Source organism: Methylobacterium mesophilicum, from assembly GCF_036441335.1.
Lineage (GTDB): Bacteria > Pseudomonadota > Alphaproteobacteria > Rhizobiales > Beijerinckiaceae > Methylobacterium > Methylobacterium mesophilicum_B.
The window spans coordinates 1-15,905 of record NZ_MLBW01000034.1 but is presented as its reverse complement, the minus strand read 5'-3'; the positions used below and the strand labels follow the sequence as shown (position 1 = coordinate 15,905).

13 protein-coding genes and 2 pseudogenes are annotated in these 15,905 nt (G+C 71.7%); 5 read left to right on the top strand and 10 right to left on the bottom strand.

The annotated features are described in order from the left end of the window. Window positions 1-109 precede the first annotated feature (109 nt). From polA to MMR14E_RS20695, 7 genes and pseudogenes are all read right to left on the bottom strand, one after another. A pseudogene (gene polA, locus MMR14E_RS20725) lies at window positions 110-3,284 on the bottom strand (DNA polymerase I). Window positions 3,285-3,306: 22 nt separating this feature from the next. Beyond that, window positions 3,307-3,459, bottom strand: a complete 153-nt coding sequence (locus MMR14E_RS20720; protein WP_331318587.1) for a HepT-like ribonuclease domain-containing protein — start codon at window positions 3,457-3,459, stop codon at window positions 3,307-3,309. Window positions 3,460-3,507: 48 nt separating this feature from the next. Then, a complete protein-coding gene (locus tag MMR14E_RS20715; protein WP_331316893.1) occupies window positions 3,508-3,678 on the bottom strand; it encodes a hypothetical protein in 171 nt (56 codons plus the stop codon). Beyond that, a complete protein-coding gene (locus MMR14E_RS20710) occupies window positions 3,647-3,943 on the bottom strand; it encodes a nucleotidyltransferase family protein (protein ID WP_331316891.1) in 297 nt (98 codons plus the stop codon). The genes MMR14E_RS20715 and MMR14E_RS20710 overlap by 32 nt, the downstream gene beginning before the upstream one ends. A 61-nt stretch (window positions 3,944-4,004) precedes the next feature. After that, window positions 4,005-5,486 carry a UdgX family uracil-DNA binding protein gene (locus MMR14E_RS20705; protein WP_331316890.1) on the bottom strand — a complete coding sequence of 494 codons (1,482 nt, stop codon included), beginning with the start codon at window positions 5,484-5,486 and terminating at the stop codon, window positions 4,005-4,007. Beyond that, window positions 5,486-6,697, bottom strand: coding sequence for a putative DNA modification/repair radical SAM protein (locus MMR14E_RS20700; RefSeq protein ID WP_331316889.1), 1,212 nt, complete (start codon window positions 6,695-6,697; stop codon window positions 5,486-5,488). The genes MMR14E_RS20705 and MMR14E_RS20700 overlap by 1 nt, the downstream gene beginning before the upstream one ends. A 76-nt stretch (window positions 6,698-6,773) precedes the next feature. Further along, on the bottom strand, window positions 6,774-7,319 hold the full coding sequence (locus tag MMR14E_RS20695) for a regulatory protein RecX (RefSeq protein WP_331316887.1): 546 nt from the start codon (window positions 7,317-7,319) through the stop codon (window positions 6,774-6,776). Window positions 7,320-7,543: 224 nt separating this feature from the next. On the opposite strand from MMR14E_RS20695, the gene MMR14E_RS20690 reads away from it, so the two are divergent. The 3 genes from MMR14E_RS20690 (at window position 7,544) to grpE (ending at window position 12,524) form a co-directional block, all read left to right on the top strand. Beyond that, a complete protein-coding gene (locus MMR14E_RS20690) occupies window positions 7,544-8,962 on the top strand; it encodes a TAXI family TRAP transporter solute-binding subunit (protein WP_331318585.1) in 1,419 nt (472 codons plus the stop codon). Between the two features lie 51 nt (window positions 8,963-9,013). After that, window positions 9,014-11,806, top strand: coding sequence for a [protein-PII] uridylyltransferase (locus tag MMR14E_RS20685; protein ID WP_331318584.1), 2,793 nt, complete (start codon window positions 9,014-9,016; stop codon window positions 11,804-11,806). Window positions 11,807-11,909: 103 nt separating this feature from the next. Further along, the gene (grpE, locus tag MMR14E_RS20680) at window positions 11,910-12,524 is read left to right on the top strand and encodes a nucleotide exchange factor GrpE (protein WP_331316886.1); all 615 of its coding nucleotides are present in this window, start codon (window positions 11,910-11,912) and stop codon (window positions 12,522-12,524) included. A gap of 18 nt (window positions 12,525-12,542) precedes the next feature. Here the strand turns inward: grpE and MMR14E_RS20675 are convergent, their stop codons facing one another. The 3 genes from MMR14E_RS20675 to MMR14E_RS20665 form a co-directional block, all read right to left on the bottom strand. Continuing rightward, the gene (locus MMR14E_RS20675; RefSeq protein WP_331318583.1) at window positions 12,543-12,914 is read right to left on the bottom strand and encodes a hypothetical protein; all 372 of its coding nucleotides are present in this window, start codon (window positions 12,912-12,914) and stop codon (window positions 12,543-12,545) included. A 185-nt stretch (window positions 12,915-13,099) separates the two neighbouring features. Beyond that, window positions 13,100-13,837: an outer membrane protein gene (locus MMR14E_RS20670; protein WP_331316884.1), complete on the bottom strand. Its 738-nt coding sequence runs from the start codon at window positions 13,835-13,837 to the stop codon at window positions 13,100-13,102. A 36-nt stretch (window positions 13,838-13,873) separates the two neighbouring features. Beyond that, window positions 13,874-14,002, bottom strand: coding sequence for a hypothetical protein (locus MMR14E_RS20665; protein WP_331316882.1), 129 nt, complete (start codon window positions 14,000-14,002; stop codon window positions 13,874-13,876). A 478-nt stretch (window positions 14,003-14,480) separates the two neighbouring features. Here MMR14E_RS20665 and MMR14E_RS20660 point away from each other — a divergent pair, with 478 nt between their 5' ends. Further along, window positions 14,481-15,326, top strand: coding sequence for a DUF6502 family protein (locus tag MMR14E_RS20660; protein WP_331316880.1), 846 nt, complete (start codon window positions 14,481-14,483; stop codon window positions 15,324-15,326). An 11-nt stretch (window positions 15,327-15,337) separates the two neighbouring features. Next, window positions 15,338-15,905 (top strand): annotated as a pseudogene (locus MMR14E_RS20655) (hypothetical protein); the annotation flags it as partial.

Genomic DNA, 15,905 nt, shown 5'->3' with positions numbered 1-15,905 from the left:
TACGGCGTATGACCGTCTTCGGCGGCATCTCCAAGATGCCCGGACGCGGCTCAACGACGTCGTTTCGGAGCGCCGCCGGCTTCGCCTCGGTCCGACCCGACCCGACCCGTCAATGCGCCTCCTGCCAGTTGCGCGCCGCGTTGGCCTCGACCACGAGCGGCACCTTCAGCGTCAGGGCCGGCGCCGGCGCCTCCTCCATGACGCCGCGGATGATCGGGATCGTCCGCTCCACCTCGTCCTCGGCCGCCTCGAAAACGAGTTCGTCGTGCACCTGCAGCAGCATGCGGGCGTTCAGCTTCTTGGCGGCGAGCGCCGCCTCCATCCGCGTCATGGCCCGGCGGATGATGTCGGCGGCCGAGCCCTGGATCGGCGCGTTGATCGCCTGCCGCTCGACGCTGGCCCGCTCGGAGGGGTTGTTGGAGCGGATCTGCGGGTAGTGGCACACCCGGCCGAACAGGGTGGTGACGTAGCCCTTGTCGCGGCAGCTCTTCTTGGTGGTCTCGATGTAGTCCCGGATACCCGGGAACTGCTCGAAATACTGCTTGATGAACGCCGAGGCCTCCTCGCGGCCGATGCCGAGCCGGTCGGCGAGGCCGAAGGCCGAGATGCCGTAGATGATGCCGAAGTTGATCGTCTTCGCCCGGCGCCGCAGGTCGGGGGTCATCTCCTTGAGCGGCACGCCGAACATCGCCGAGGCGGTCGCCGCGTGGATGTCGATCCCGTCCTCGAACGCCTTCCGGAGTTCCGGAATGTCGGCCATGTGGGCGAGCAGCCGCAGCTCGATCTGCGAGTAGTCGGCCGAGATCAGCCGGTTGCCGGGCGCCGCCACGAAGGCGCGGCGGATGCGCCGCCCCTCCTCGGTGCGGATCGGGATGTTCTGCAGGTTCGGCTCGGAGGAGGACAGCCGCCCCGTGGTGGTGGCCGCCAGCGAGAACGAGGTGTGGACCCGCGCCGTCTCGCGGTCGGCGTGGGCCTGGAGCGCGTCCGTGTAGGTGGATTTCAGCTTCGACAGCTGCCGCCATTCCAGGATCTTCTTGGGGAGTTCGTGGCCCGCCTGGGCGAGTTCCTCCAGCAACGTGGCCGGCGTGGCCCACTGGCCCGACGGCGTCTTCTTGGCCCCCGGCAGACCCATCTTCCCGAACAGGATGTCGCCGATCTGCTTCGGCGAGCCGACCGAGAACTTCTCGCCGGCATCTTCCTGGATCTCCTCCTCCAGGCGGACGAGGATCTGCGAGAAATCCCCCGACAGGCGGCTCAGCATCTCGCGGTCGACGCGGATGCCGCGCTGCTCCATCCGGGCGATCACCGGCAGCAGGGGCCGCTCCAGAGTCTCGTAGACGGCGACGCGGTGCTCGGCCACGAGGCGCGGCTTCATCATCCGCCACAGGCGCAGGGTCACGTCCGCGTCCTCAGCCGCGTAGGCGGTGGCCTTGTCGATCGCGACGCGGTCGAACGTCACCTTGTTGCGGCCGGTGCCGGCCACGTCGGCGAAGGTGATCGGCTGGTGGCCGAGGTGCCGGCGGGCCAGCTCGTCCATGCCGTGGCCGCCCTTGCCGGCGTCGAGCACGTACGAGATCAGCATCGTGTCGTCGAACGGCGCGACCTCGATGCCGTAGCGGGCGAGCACCACCCAGTCGTACTTGAGGTTCTGGCCGACCTTCAGGACCCCCGGGTTCTCGAGGAGCGGCTTCAGCCGGGCGACGGCCTCCTTCAGGGGGATCTGGCCCGGCACCGGCTCGACCACGTCGGACGGCGCGGCGCCCTCGCCGAACAGGTCGGTGGCCTCGGCCTGCACCTTGGCGGCCTGAACGTGGGCCAGCGGGATGTAGCAGGCCCGGCCGGTGGCGACCGCCAGCGAGACGCCGACGAGGCCGGCCCTGTGGGCATCGAGCGAGTCGGTCTCGGTGTCGACCGCGATCACGCCGGCCTCCTGGCCTTCCGCGATCCAGGCGTCGAGCTGCTCCAGGGACGAGACCGTCTCGTAGGCGGCGGTGTCGAACGGCGCCACGGATTCCGCGGCCCGGGCCGCCACCACGTTGCCGGGTGTCGCCTCGACGGGCGCCCGGGGCTTGGCGGGGGCGTCCGGCAGGTCGAGATCGGCGAAGGGATCGATCTCGCCGCCCTCCGGCGGGGCGGCGCCCGGCGGGCGCTCGGCCCCGGCGGCCNTCGGCCCCGGCGGCCGCGGTCTCGGGATCCGGCGGCACGGAATCGCCGAAGAACGGCACCGCGTCGCTGCCGCCGGCGGCGTTGCCGTAGCCGTGCGGCCGGGCGCCCGGCAGGAGCCGCGGGTCGGGCTTCACCGCCTCGGGATCGACGTGCAGCATCTGGGCGATGCGGCGGGTCAGCGTGTTGAACTCCATCGCCTTCAGGAAGCCGACGAGCTTTTCCGGATCGGGCTTCGGCACGCCGAGTTCGTCGAGCGCTACCGGAACCGGCACGTCCTCCATCAGCGCCACGAGCTTGCGCGAGAGCTTGGCCTGGTCGACGTTCGCCAGCAGGGTCTCCCGGCGCTTAGGCTGCTTGATCTCGCCCGCCCGCTCCAGCAGCGCCTCCAGGCTGCCGAACTCCTTGATCAGCGCCGCCGCGGTCTTCAGGCCGATGCCGGGGACGCCGGGCACGTTGTCGGAGGTGTCGCCGATCAGCGCCAGCGCGTCGCCGATCTGGTTGGGCTGCAGCCCCTCCCACTTGGCGATGATTGCCTCGACATCGAGGTTGCGCTCGGGCCGGTAGCCGGGCTTGCCCTTGGCGCCCGACTCGAAATCGTAGAACCGCACCTGCGGCCCGACGAGCTGCATCAGGTCCTTGTCGGACGAGACGATGATGACGCCCGCGCCCCGGGCCTCGGCCTGGCGGGTGTAGGTGGCGATGAGATCGTCGGCCTCGTAGCGCTCCAGCTCCACCGCGTGCAGGCCGAAGGCGCGCACCGCGTCGCGCATCAGCGGCATCTGGCGCTTGAGGTCGTCGGGGGCGTCAGGGCGGTGGCCCTTGTAGTCCGGGAACATCTCCTTGCGGAACGAGCCCTCGGACTTGTCGAAGACGATGCCGAGATGGGTCGGCATCGTGCCGGCGGCGCCGTCCTGCAGGAACTGCGCGATCTTGGTGCAGAACAGCCGCACGGCGCCGGTGGGCATCCCGTCGGAGGGACGGGAGTTGTACTTCTGGTCCTGGTTGATCGACTGGAAATAGGCTCGGAAGATGAAGGACGAGCCGTCGACCAGGATCACCTGATCGCCGGGGCCGACGGGTTTGGTCTCGGGGCTCGAGTCGGGCTTCGCGTCGGTCATGGGCTCAGGCGGCTCGGGGCGATCATGGGTCGGGCGCGCGGTCCAGCTCGGCGCGGCAGGCCGCGACGCGGACGGGCAACTCGTGGTGGACGGTGAGCCAGACGATGTCCAGCGTCACGCGATTGTAGCTGTGGCGGTAGACGTTGCCCGCATCCGAGATCTGTCGCCACGGCACGGCGGGATACCGGGCCTCCGTCTCGGCGCTCAATCGGCGGCTCGCCTCCTAAACGATCTCCAGGCAGCGGACGACCGCGAATTGGGTGCGCTCGTCCGCCTCGAAGGTCTCAAGTGTGAACCCGGCCACGAAGCGAGTGGCGCGCTCCGCGCTGGCGATGATGTCGGCGCAGGCGGTGCGCTCGCGCTCAGAAGGCGAAAACGGCATCGCGCTCTGCATGCGTGCGGACCCGCGCCTTTGGCGTCGCCCGATTCGCCACATCGACCCGGATTGGAAAGAGATCATCGATGAAGTGGCAGAGTCCGACATAGCCATAGACACCGCCGACAACGGGCGCATCGATCTCAATCATCACATCGAGATCGCTGTCGGCCTGCGCTTCGCCCCGGGCGACCGAGCCGAACAGGGCGGCGTGCAGGACCCCGCGGCGGCGCAGCTCCGCCTCGTTGGCGCGCAGGATGTCGAGGGCGGCGAGCTTGGCCATGGTGCTGGAACCGCAGGGAATCGGCGTCCGTCAGCATAGCAGAACCGCGCGACGCGGAGGATCACGCCGCGAGTTCGCGCCCCAGCGCCTCCACCCGGCGCAGGTCGTGCACGAAGGCCGCGTAGGCCTCCTCTTTCGCCTCGTCGGGCAGGCGCAGCAGGTAGGACGGGTGGACCGTGATGAAGCCCTGGAAGCGGTTGTCGTGCCGTTCGAAGCGGAACGGGCCGCGCGCCCGGGTGATCGGCACAGCCTTGCCGGTCAGCGCCAGCACCGCGGTCGCGCCGAGGGCGACGACAAGCTTCGGGGCCACGAATTCCAGTTCCCGATCGAGCCACCAGCGATAGTGGCTGACCTCGCCGGCCGTCGGCTTCTGGTGGATGCGACGCTTGCCGCGCTCCTCGAACTTGAAGTGCTTGACCGCATTCGTGAGGTAGCTCGCCCCCCGGTCGATCCCGGCTTCCGCCATGGCGCGGGAGAGCAGCTGCCCCGCCGGCCCCACGAAGGGCCGGCCCTGGCGGTCCTCCTGGTCGCCGGGCTGCTCGCCGACGAAGGCGACCGTGGCGCCAACCGGCCCCTCACCGAGCACGGCCTGGGTCGCCCCCGGCACCAGCGGCTCGGTCCGGCGGATGATCGCGTTCAGCGCCTCCAGGGACTTGGGGTCCTGGTCGGCCATGGCGGCGACAGCGCGGGCGGGTTCGCGGCGTGTGGGCACGGTCGGCTCCCTCTCGATCATGGCCTCGGTGCGCCCGGCCGCCGCCCGGACCAGGGCGGGGATCGCGGCGGTCTCGGGCATGTTGTGCCAGTACTTCTTGGGCATCTCCGCCCGCATGGCCTTGAGGTTGGTGCGGGCCGGGTTGAACGTGCTCTCGTAGTAGGTCTGCCAGCCGACCTCGAAGCCGTCGCCCTCCGGCAGCTGCGCGCGGTCGCCCGGCGGACCGAAGGTCAGGGTCTCGGTATCCCAATGGGCCGAGCCTTCGGGCGTCAGGATCGACCAGCGCATCCCGCGGAAGCGGTTGACGAAGAACGGCGCCGCCGCCTCGAGGATGTGGTGATCCGGCTCGAACCACGCGACGTAGTGCTCGAGGACCGGCCCCTCCGCCCGCCGGAAGCGCAGGAAGGCGTGCATCTTGTGGAGGTCGCGCCCGATCGCCTTCGCCATCCGGTGGAGTCGGTGGACCAGCGGATCGCTGCCGACCTCCATCAGGTGCCGCTCGCCGCGGCAGACCCGCCAGATCAGGGCGTAGAGCAACCCGTAGCGCTCCGGATCGCGGTGGGGGATCACCTGCGGGATCAGGCCGGCGACGGCCTTGGGCAGGACGAGCGGCGTCCCGGCGGCCTGCTCCGCGTCGCGGCCGAACAGGCCGGGGGCGTCCGTCACCGACCACGACACGGCTTCGGGCGCGACGCCCCGCGCGACGAGGCTCCGGGCGGCTTTCCGGAAACCGTCGAGATCGGCGCCGGGGCGCAGCGCGACGGCGCGCGGCGCGCGCGGATCCCCGCCGTCCTCGGGACATGAGGGACACGGCGCGTGACCGGCGCCCATCAGAACAGGCTCAGCTGCGCCGCGGGCTCGACCAGCCGCGCCCGCAGGTCGAGCCGGTCCGTCAGCCCGACCGGCCGATGGTCGGCGGCGACGAGGAACGGCCGCGCCCGCTTCAGGCCGGAGGTGAGCCGGGCGACGTCGTCGAGGCGCAGGGTCGCGTGGCGGCGCGCCCGGATGATCTTGTCGACCGCCCGCGCCCCGAGTCCCGGAACCCGCAGCAGCCATTCCCGGTCGGCGCGGTTCACGTCCACGGGGAACTTGTCCCGGTGCTTCAGCGCCCAGGCGAGCTTCGGGTCGATGTCGAGGGCGAGCATCCCGCCCTCGGAGGCGTCGGCCACCTCGTCGGGGGTGAACGCGTAGTACCGGAGCAGCCAGTCGGCCTGGTAGAGCCGGTGCTCGCGCTGGAGCGGCGGCGGCTTCGGCGGCAGGATCGCCGACCCGTCGGGGATCGGGCTGTAGGCGGAGTAGTAGACCCGCTTCAGGCCGACGCTGCCGTAGAGGAGCGCGCTCTTGCGGATCAGCGCCTCGTCGGTGGTGGCATCCGCCCCGACGATCACCTGCGTCGAGTGGCCGGCCGGCGAGAAGCGGCGCCTCTCGGCCTTGGCCTGCACGATGCGCTCGCCGATCTGCGCCATGGCGCCCTGGATCGCGGCGCCGTCCTTCTCCGGCGCCAGCCGCTCCAGGCTCGCCTCGGTCGGCAGCTCGACATTGATCGAGAGCCGGTCGGCGTAGAGGCCCGCCTCCTCGATCAGCCAGGGGCTCGCCTCCGGGATCGACTTGAGATGGATGTAGCCGGCGAAGCCGTGGTCGCGCCGGAGCGACTTCGCCACGCGGGTCAGCAGCTCCATCGTGTGGTCGGGCGACTTGATGATGCCCGAGGAGAGGAACAGGCCCTCGATGTAGTTGCGCCGGTAGAAGTTCAGGGTGAGGGTCACGACCTCCTCCACGGTGAACTTCGCCCGCCGCACGTTCGAGGAGCGCCGGTTCACGCAGTAGGCGCAGTCGAACAGGCACCAGTTGGTCAGAAGGATCTTGAGGAGCGAGACGCACCGCCCGTCCGGCGTGTAGGCGTGGCAGATCCCGGCGCCGGTGGTCGACCCCAGCCCGTCCTTGCCGGCCGCCCGCTTCGGCGCCGCCGAGGAGGCGCAGGAGGCGTCGTACTTGGCGGCGTCCGCGAGGATGCGCAGCTTCTTGGCCAGGGTCTCGTCCATCGAACAGACAATGAACAACCCGGCCGAAGGTGCAAGGTCGGCGCGGCGTTCACCCCGGGCCGCGATGCCGCACCCGTCACGCCGGGGCGTCGGGCTCGTCGGATTCGTCGGGCTCCCGGTCGACGACCCGGCGGGCGAGGCCGTAGGCGAAGCCGGCCCGGGCCAGGGCGGCGAGGTCCCGGTCGCGGTGCGCCGCCCGCTGATCCGGGCGGCGATACGGCCCGAGGCGACGCCGCTTGGCGTAGGCCTGCGCGGCCCGCTCCTCGATCGCCTCCGCCTCGCCGTCCGGCAGGGCGTCGCGCTCCGCCAGCATGGCGGCCTCCACGACGTCGCGGGCAACGCCCTTGGCGGCGAGCTTGGCCGAGACGCCGCGGGTCGACGTGCCGCGGCGGCGCAGGGTGGCGAGACGGGTATCGGCGAAGCGCGCGTCGTCCACGAGGCCGGCCGACACCGCCCGCGCGACGGTCGCCGTCACGAGGTCGGCGAAGCGCTCGGGATCCTCGCCCCGGGCCCGAGCCCGCTTCTGGACGCGGCGCGCGAGTGTCCGGCGCAGCATCTCGGTCGAGGCGCTGTAGCGCTCCAGATAGTGGAGCGCCGCCCGCTCCAGCCACGCGGGGCTCACGGGGCCGGGCGGCTTGACCGCCCGGTCGCGACCTTCTGGCGCGGATCCTGCAACGAATGGAGATTTCACCGGTTCTTCACGATCTCGACAGGTTTGCGTTCCATGACTCGGGTATGGAACGCGCGCAACGCGACAGGCTCGGCCATGGCCCGAACCACCGTTCTTCGCCCGGCAACGCGCAGGGCCGATGGCGCCGGCGGCTGCACGGCGCGGCGGCCGTTCTGATGCGGCGCGAGTGGCTCCTGGTCCTCGTGGCCCTGGGCCTCGCCGCGGCCGCGGCCGCGATCGTCTACCTGTCGCGCCCGAACACCCTCACGGTGGCGGTCGGCCCGCAGGACGGGCCCGAGGCCGCGCTGATCGAGGCCTATGCCGGCGCCCTCGACCGGGCGCGCGAGGATGTCCGGCTCAAGGTCGTGCGCTACGGCGACGTGCGCGACAGCGCCCTGGCGCTCCAGCGGAACAAGGCCGACCTCGCGGTGGTGCGGCCGGACGTGTTCCTGCCCGAGAACGGGCTGACCCTGGCGATCCTCCACGACGAGGCCCTGGTCATCGCGGCGCCCGAGGCGGCCGATCTCGACGACGTGCCGGCCCTGGCGCGCAAGCGGCTCGGTATCGTCGTCCGCCACAGCGCCGACCTGTCGTTCCTGACGAATCTGCTCTCCTTCTACGACCTCGTGCCGGACAGCGCGGGCGAGGACGCGGCGGAGGCCGGCCACGTCGCCGAGGCGGAGCCCGGCCACGTGGTCGTGGTGCCCCTGAAGGTCGGCGATGTCACGGCCGCGCTCACCGAGAAGCGCGTCGACGCCGTGGCGGTGATCGCGAGCCCGGCCTCCAAGCCGGCCGCCGCGGTGGTCCGCGCCGTCGAGCTGGGCTCGCCGGACCGCAAGATCGGCTTCGTCTCGATCCCGGACGGCGACGCGATCCTGCAGCGCTTCCCGGAGCTGCAGGCGGTGACGATCCCGGCCGGCACCTTCGGCGGCCGGCCGAAGCGGCCCGACGAGGAGGTCAAGACCGTCGGCGCCTCCTACCGCCTGATGGCCCGCGGCACGGTGAGCCGCGTCGCGGTCGCCTCGGCGACGCAGCACCTGTTCGAGTGGCGCTCGCGCCTCGCCTCGACCGCGCCGGTGGCCAAGCTGATGAAGGCGCCGGACTTCGACACGACGGTGGCGGCGACCTCGGCGCGCCTGCCGAACCACCCCGGCGCCGTCGACTATTTCGAGCGTGAGCAGCAGACCTTCCTCGACCGCTACGAGGACTACATCTACCTGTTCGCCTTCTTCGGCGGCACGATCGGCTCCGGCTTCGCGTGGCTCGGCCAGCGCCTCGCCCGCAAGCGCCGGGAGCGCGTGGATTTCGTCCTCGACCGGCTGCTCGACATCATGCGCGAGGTGCGTGCGGCGACCAGCGCCGCCGAACTCGACGCGATCGCGATCGAGACCGACGGGCTGGTGGCGGACGTCGTCTGCTACGCCCGCGAGCGCAGCATCGACGCGCGGACCGTCAGCGCCCTGATCCTGGCGGTCGACGGCGTGCACGCGGCGATCGCCGACGCGCGTCGGCAGACGAGCGAGACCGCGCCCCGGGCGGCGACCCGCAACCGCACGGCGCGGCTGCTCGCCCTCGACCTGCCGGCCGCGGAATAGCGGCGGGCGCCGCATGGCTGGCGGCTTAGGCATATCATGCTAACGGGAACCATGTTCGATCCCGTCGCCGCCCTCGATACGGTCCTCGAGAACCTCGACCGCGACGCCCGCGAGCCCACCAAGCTCCGGGCCGCGCTGGTGCCGCAGCTGCGCCGGGTGATCGAGGAGGGCCACCGGGCCGCCGAGGCGCAGCTCCTCGAGGATCGCAACGGGCTGCTCTGCGCGCAGACCCTGTCCAATCTCACCGATGCGGTGGTCCGGGCGATCCACGACGCCGTGGTCTGGCGGCTCTACCCCAACGACAACCCGTCGACCGGCGAGCAGCTCGCGGTGGTCGCCACCGGCGGGTACGGCCGGGGCACGATGGCGCCGGGATCGGACATCGATCTGCTGTTCCTGCTGCCCTACAAGCAGACCGCGTGGTCCGAGAGCGTCGTCGAGGGGATGCTCTACGTCCTGTGGGACCTGAAGCTGAAGGTCGGCCACGCCACCCGCTCGGTCGAGGAGTGCCTGCGCGAGGCGCGGGCCGACATGACGATCCGCACCGCCCTGCTGGAGGCGCGGTATCTGTTCGGGACCCGGATCCTCTACGAGGAGCTGGTGACGCGTTTCGACGCCGAGCTCGTGGTCGGCTCCGCCGCCGAGTTCGTGGAGGCGAAGCTGCGCGAGCGCGACATGCGCGTCTCCAAGGCCGGCACCTCGCGCTACCTCGTCGAGCCCAACGTCAAGGACGGCAAGGGCGGCCTGCGCGACCTGAACACCCTGTTCTGGATCGCCAAGTACACCTACCGGGTCCGGGACCAGATCGAGCTCGTCAGCGCCGGGCTGTTCACCCCGGAGGAGTACGCGCTGTTCGAGCGCTGCGACGAGTTCCTGTGGCGGGTGCGCTGCCACATGCACTTCGCCACGAAGCGCGCCGAGGAGCGCCTCTCCTTCGGCCTGCAGCCGCGGATCGCCGAGCGCTTCGGCTACGAGGCCCGGGGCGGCCTCTCCGGCGTCGAGCGCTTCATGAAGGCCTATTTCCGCATCGCCAAGGACGTGGGCGATCTCACCGCCATCGTCTGCGCCGAGCTGGAGGCGCGCCACGCCAAGCGCACGCCGGTGCTCGACCGCTGGATCGGCCGGTTCCGCGACCGCTTCCGGGCGACCGCCATGGAGGCGGAGGATTTCTGGATCGACCACGGCCGGGTGAACCTGCGCGCGGAGGACGCGTTCGAGCGCGACCCGGTCAACCTGATCCGGCTGTTCTGGCTCGCCGACCGGCACAATCTCGCGATCCATCCGGATGCCAAGCGGCTGGCCAACCGGTCCCTGCGCCTCGTGAACCCGACTCTGCGCGTGGACCCCGAGGCGAACCGGCTCTTCGTCGAGATCCTGACCTCGCGCAACGCGCCGGAGGAGGCGCTGCGCGAGATGAACGAGGCGGGCGTGCTCGGCCGCTTCATCCCGGATTTCGGCCGCATCGTCGCGATGATGCAGTTCAACATGTACCACCACTTCACGGTGGACGAGCACCTGCTGCGCACGGTCGGCGTGCTGGCCGACATCGAATCGGGCCGGGTCCAGGAGACCTACCCGCTGGTCTCGCGCCTCGTGCACTCGATCCACAACCGCACCGCGCTCTACGTGGCGATCCTGCTCCACGACATCGCCAAGGGCCGGCCGGAGGACCACTCGATCGCGGGCGCCGCCATCGCCGAGAAGCTGTGCCCGCGCTTCGGCCTGAACCAGGCCGAGACCGAGACGGTGCGCTGGCTCGTCGAGCACCACCTGCTGATGTCGATGACCGCGCAGAGCCGCGACCTCTCGGATGCCAAGACGATCGAGCGCTTCGCCGCGAGCGTGCAGAGCCTGGAGCGGCTGAAGCTCCTGACCATCCTGACGGTGGCCGACATCACCGCCGTCGGGCCGGGCGTCTGGACGGCCTGGAAGGGCACGCTGATCCGCACCCTGTACGACGAGACCGAGGTCTACCTGTCGGGCGGCCATTCCGAGATCGCCCGCACGGACCGGGTGCGCCTCGTCCAGATGGGCCTACGGGAGCAGCTGCCCGGCTGGGGCGCGGAGGAGTTCGACGCCTACGCGGCGCGCCACAGCCAGGCCTACTGGCTCAAGGTCGACGGCACGCGCCAGCTCAAGAACGCGATCTTCCTGCGCGACGTCGTGCGCGACGGGCGGACCAGCGCGACCGACGTGGCCCTCGACCCCGTCCGGGGCGTGACCGAGATCACGGTCTACTCGCCGGACCACCCCCGCCTGCTCGCCATCGTCACCGGCGCCTGCGCGGCCGCCGGCAGCAACATCGTCGACGCGCAGATCTTCACCACCACGGACGGGTTCGCCCTCGACACGATCTTCATCTCCCGCGCCTTCGAGCGGGACGACGACGAGCTGCGGCGCACGAAGCGCATCACGGCGGCGATCGAGCGGGCGCTCAAGGGGGAGATCAAGATCGCCGACCTCGTGGCAGACAAGCACCCGACGACCAGCACCCGCGCCAAGACCTTCCCGGTGCCCCCCGACGTCATCATCGACAACGCCCTGTCGAGCCGGGAGACCGTGGTGGAGATCACCGGCCTCGACCGGCCGGGCCTGCTCTACGAGCTCACCACCGCCTTCAGCCGGCTGTCGCTCAACATCACGTCGGCGCATGTCGCGACCTTCGGCGAGCGCGCCGTGGACGTCTTCTACGTCACCGACCTCACCGGCACGCGGGTGACGCAGCCCGACCGGCAGGCCGCGATCCGGGCCGCCGTGATGGACGTGTTCGCGCACGACGTCGCGACGCTCAAGGCCGAGGGCCTGGAGGCGCTGGTGGCGGCGCCGCCGCCGCGCGAGGCTTGAGCGGACGGGTTGATTTCGCGGCCCCGTGGCCAGATATCAGCGCCGATTCCATCATCGCCCACCGATTCCCGCCCACGACTGAAACGTGATGACGAGCAACGACATGCCCCAGGATGACCAGCGCCAGACCACGGTCGAAGCCGGTGCCGGCGCGGCCCAGGATCCCGCGGCCGCGGGTCAGGGCAGCGAGTCGGCCACCGTCGATCCGGTCGCGGAGGCCCTGGCCCTGCTGACCGCCGAACGCGACGAGCTCAAGGACCGGACGCTGCGCACCCTCGCCGAGATGGAGAATCTGCGCCGCCGGACGGAGCGCGAGGTCGCCGACGCGCGCGCCTACGCGGTGACCAACTTCGCCCGGGACGTGCTCAACGTCGCCGACAACATCCGCCGCGCCCTCGACAGCGTCCCGGCCGACGCGAAGGCCACGGCCGACGGAGCCCTGAAGGGGCTGATCGACGGGATCGAGCTGACCGAGCGCGACCTCGGCAAGACCCTGGAGCGCCACGGCGTGAAGATCGTCGAGCCGCAGGGCCAGAAGTTCGACCCGAACCGCCACCAGGCGATGTTCGAGGTGCCGAACGCGGAGGTCCCGGCCGGCACCGTCGTGCAGGTCGTGCAGGCGGGCTACGTCATCGGCGAGCGCGTGCTGCGCCCGGCCCTGGTCGGCGTCGCCAAGGGCGGCCCGAAGGCGGCCGCCAACCCGGCCGACGCCGCCTGAGCGGACCCGCGGCGCGCCCTACTGGCAGGGCAGCGCCGCGGCGAAATCCGAGATGAACTGCGCGGTCTCGCGGGTCCGGTCCGGCGCGGCCGGATCGCGGGCGACGAGCCCCGCCTCGACGCGGAGGCGGCCGTTGCAGGCGCAGGTCGGCAGCGTGCCCGCGGTCGGATCGGGGGAGCAGGCATCGTGGTGCGCGCAGGCGAGATCCAGCGCGTCGATCGGCTTGTAGGCGGGCCCGCGGCTGCCGGGGCCGCAGAAATTCCCGTAGATCAGGATGGCGCCGCCCCCGTCGGGCCCGGGTGGGACGATCTCCTGCGCCCGGGCCGGAACGGCGCCGGCCGCGAGCGCGGCGGCGAGCAGCATCGTCTTGAGGGAGGTCGGGCTGGGCATGCTCACGGCCGATCCTGTCGGAGAGAACCCGCGATCCCGCGGGGCTGGAGCCGCGCGGCCTCCGGCTTCGCCGACATCCGTCGGCCGTGAACAGGCTCGCGCGGCCGACAGATTCGCGAAGCCGAATGCGCGGCATTGCGGCCCAGCCCGGCCGCCCCGTCAAGCTCTCTCCCTGCGAATACTGCTCAGAATCGGTAATTCACACCGGCGCGAACCAGAGCGAAACCGGAATCCTGTTTGCCGGCACCATAAAACGCCGGAACACTGGCGCTGTAGTACGTGGCGGCGGTCGTTCCGCGGCCGAGATGGAGGTAGAGGGCCTCGACCTTGGCGGAGAGCTTCTCGGTGAAGGCGTACTCGATGCCGCCGCCGGCCGCGTAGCCGGTCCGGTCGGTCGACGGCAGGGTGTAGGGGTAGGAGGCCGCGTAGGTCGAGCGCGCCCCGCCGCCGTACGCGAAGCCGCCGGTGCCGTAGACGAGGACCCGGTCGAACGCGTAGCCGAGCCGGGCGCGGACCGTGCCGAAATAGTCGAGGCTCGGCCGGACGCTGTAGTACGGCGCGGTGCCGAGATAGGCGGCGTCCGCCTTGGCGAAGGCCGTGCCCTGGATGTCGGTCTCGACGCCGACGACGACGCCGGAACCCGGCGTGAACTGATAGTTGTAGCCGACCTGGCCGCCGCCGGCGAAGCCGCCGGACCGGCCGCCGCCCGTGACGGTGCCGTAGGTCGGGTCGGTGAAGCCGCCGCTCCCGGTCGGGAACGCGTACCCGGCGTTCACGCCGGCGTAGAAGCCGGTCCAGGTGAAGACCGGCAGCGAGGGCAGCGGCGGCGGCGGCGCGCGGCGGGGCAGATCCGCCGCCTGGGCGGCGAGGGCCAGGCAGCCGCAGGCGGCGCCCGCGAGGGCTGCGTGAGTTCGAGCGATCATGGGAATCTCGTTCAGGAACGCGGCGGCGCCGCGGGATCAGAGGGCCAGGAGGAGCAGGCCGACGACGGTCACGGACAGGATCATGCAGAGCGCGAGATCGAGGATGGCCGCTCCACCGCAGGTCGGCACAGCTCGGGCGCTCCCGGAGGCGGACAGGGCGATCACGACCGGTCCCACCGGTTCTCGCCGGGGCGGGCCGCGATCCTCACGGTCCGCGCCGCGCGCCTGGGCACTCCGGCACCCGAGGGTGCCGCCGCCCCGCCTGAGGGGAAGACGGGAGCGGCGGCCTGCGGCGCCCTCGATGGACTGGTGCGGTGGACCGTTTCCGCGACAGCGACACCGAGGACGGGCAGCGCGAGCGCGGCGACGACGCAGACGAGGCGCCGGAGCCGCGGAAGGGGGTCGCTTGTGCGCGGTCGGCCCGCCTGGGCCCCGGGCAGCGTGAGCGGCGGCAGGGACTTCGCCACGAGGATGCGCGTTTCAACCGTCATCGGTCGGTGCCTCCGGACCTGCGTGGGAAATTTGACCACGCAATCCGTTTACGTGTGCAAAAATCCCACGTCAACGCGAAAAGCACGGTCCCGTGTGCGCCGCCACACGCGGTGGGATTGTATCCCACGGCACAAGCCGTCACGATGAGCCGATGTCTGAGACTGCCGATACACCGCGGGAAGGCGCCGGCCTGCACGCGCCGCTGGCGCGGCTGCTGCGCCCCCTCGTGCGCCTGCTCGTCGCCCGCGGGATCACCTTCCCGGCGCTCACCGACCTGCTGCGCGAGCTCTACGTGAACGTCGCCGAGTACGACTTCGCCCTCGCCGGCAAGGAGCAGACGGACAGCCGCGTCTCCCTGCTCACCGGCATCCACCGCAAGGAGGTCCGGCGCCTGCGCGGCGCCGGCGCCCCGGTCAGCGCCGTGCCGGCGGTCGTCTCCCGCACCAGCCGGATCATCGCCCGCTGGATCGCCGACCCGGCCTTCACCGACGCGCAGGGCCAGCCCCTGCGGCTTCCGCGCACGGCCGATGGCGGCGCGCCCTCGTTCGAGTCGCTGGTCGCGGGCGTCACCCGGGATCTGCGGCCCCGCGCCGTCCTCGACGAGTGGCTCGACCGCGGGCTGGCCTTCACCGATCCGCAGGACCGGATCGTGCTGGCGGAGGCCGCCTACGTCCCGCGCGGCGACGGCGCCGAGGGGCCGCAGCTCTACTATTTCGGCCGCAACCTGCACGACCACATGGCGGCCGCCGTCGCCAACATCGTCGGCGACGCGCCCCGGTTCCTGGAACGGGCGGTCCACTACGACGGGCTGTCCGAGGCCCTCGCGATCAAGCTCGAGGCGCGCGCCCGCGAGATCGCCATGGAGGCGCTGCAGCAGGCCAACCGGGAAGCGCACGCCGCCTGCCAGACCGATCCCGGCGGCACGCATCGCTGGAACTTCGGCCTCTACGTCTACACCGAAGCGGCGCCGCCGGCGCGGCGAGCGGACGAGCGGTGAGAGGCCGGCCGGTGCGCGCCTCGCTCAACCGCCGGTTCGTCCTGCGCCTGCTCGCGGGCGCCGCGACCCTGCTGCCCGGCGGCGCCCGATCGCAGGAATCACCGCGCGACCAGGGCATCGGCGGCACCGGCATGATGCGGACCGACGAGCCGCGGAACGGGTCCCTCGGCGAGGGCGACCGCGGCATCGGGGGCACCGGGGTGATCGGCACGATCCGCCGCTTCGGCTCGATCGTCGTCAACGACCTGCGCATCGCCTACCCGCCCGAGGTGGAGGTGCGCATCGACGGCGCGGCCGCGCAGGCCGCGGACCTGAAGATCGGGCAGGTCGTCCACGTGGTGGCGCGGCCCGAGGGCGGCGGCCTCGCGACGGGGCGCATCGACGTGACCAGCGAGGTGGTCGGGCCGGTGGAGTCGGTCGCGCCGGGGCGGCTCGTGGTGCTCGGGCAGCGGGTCTCGACCGCGGGACCGAAGGTCTGGCGGTCCTGGGCGGAGGCCGGCCCGGCTGAGGAGAGCGGTCTCAGCACACGGCATGACCGCGGTGCCGTCTCTGCCGAACGGGGCGCGGGTCCCCGCTCCC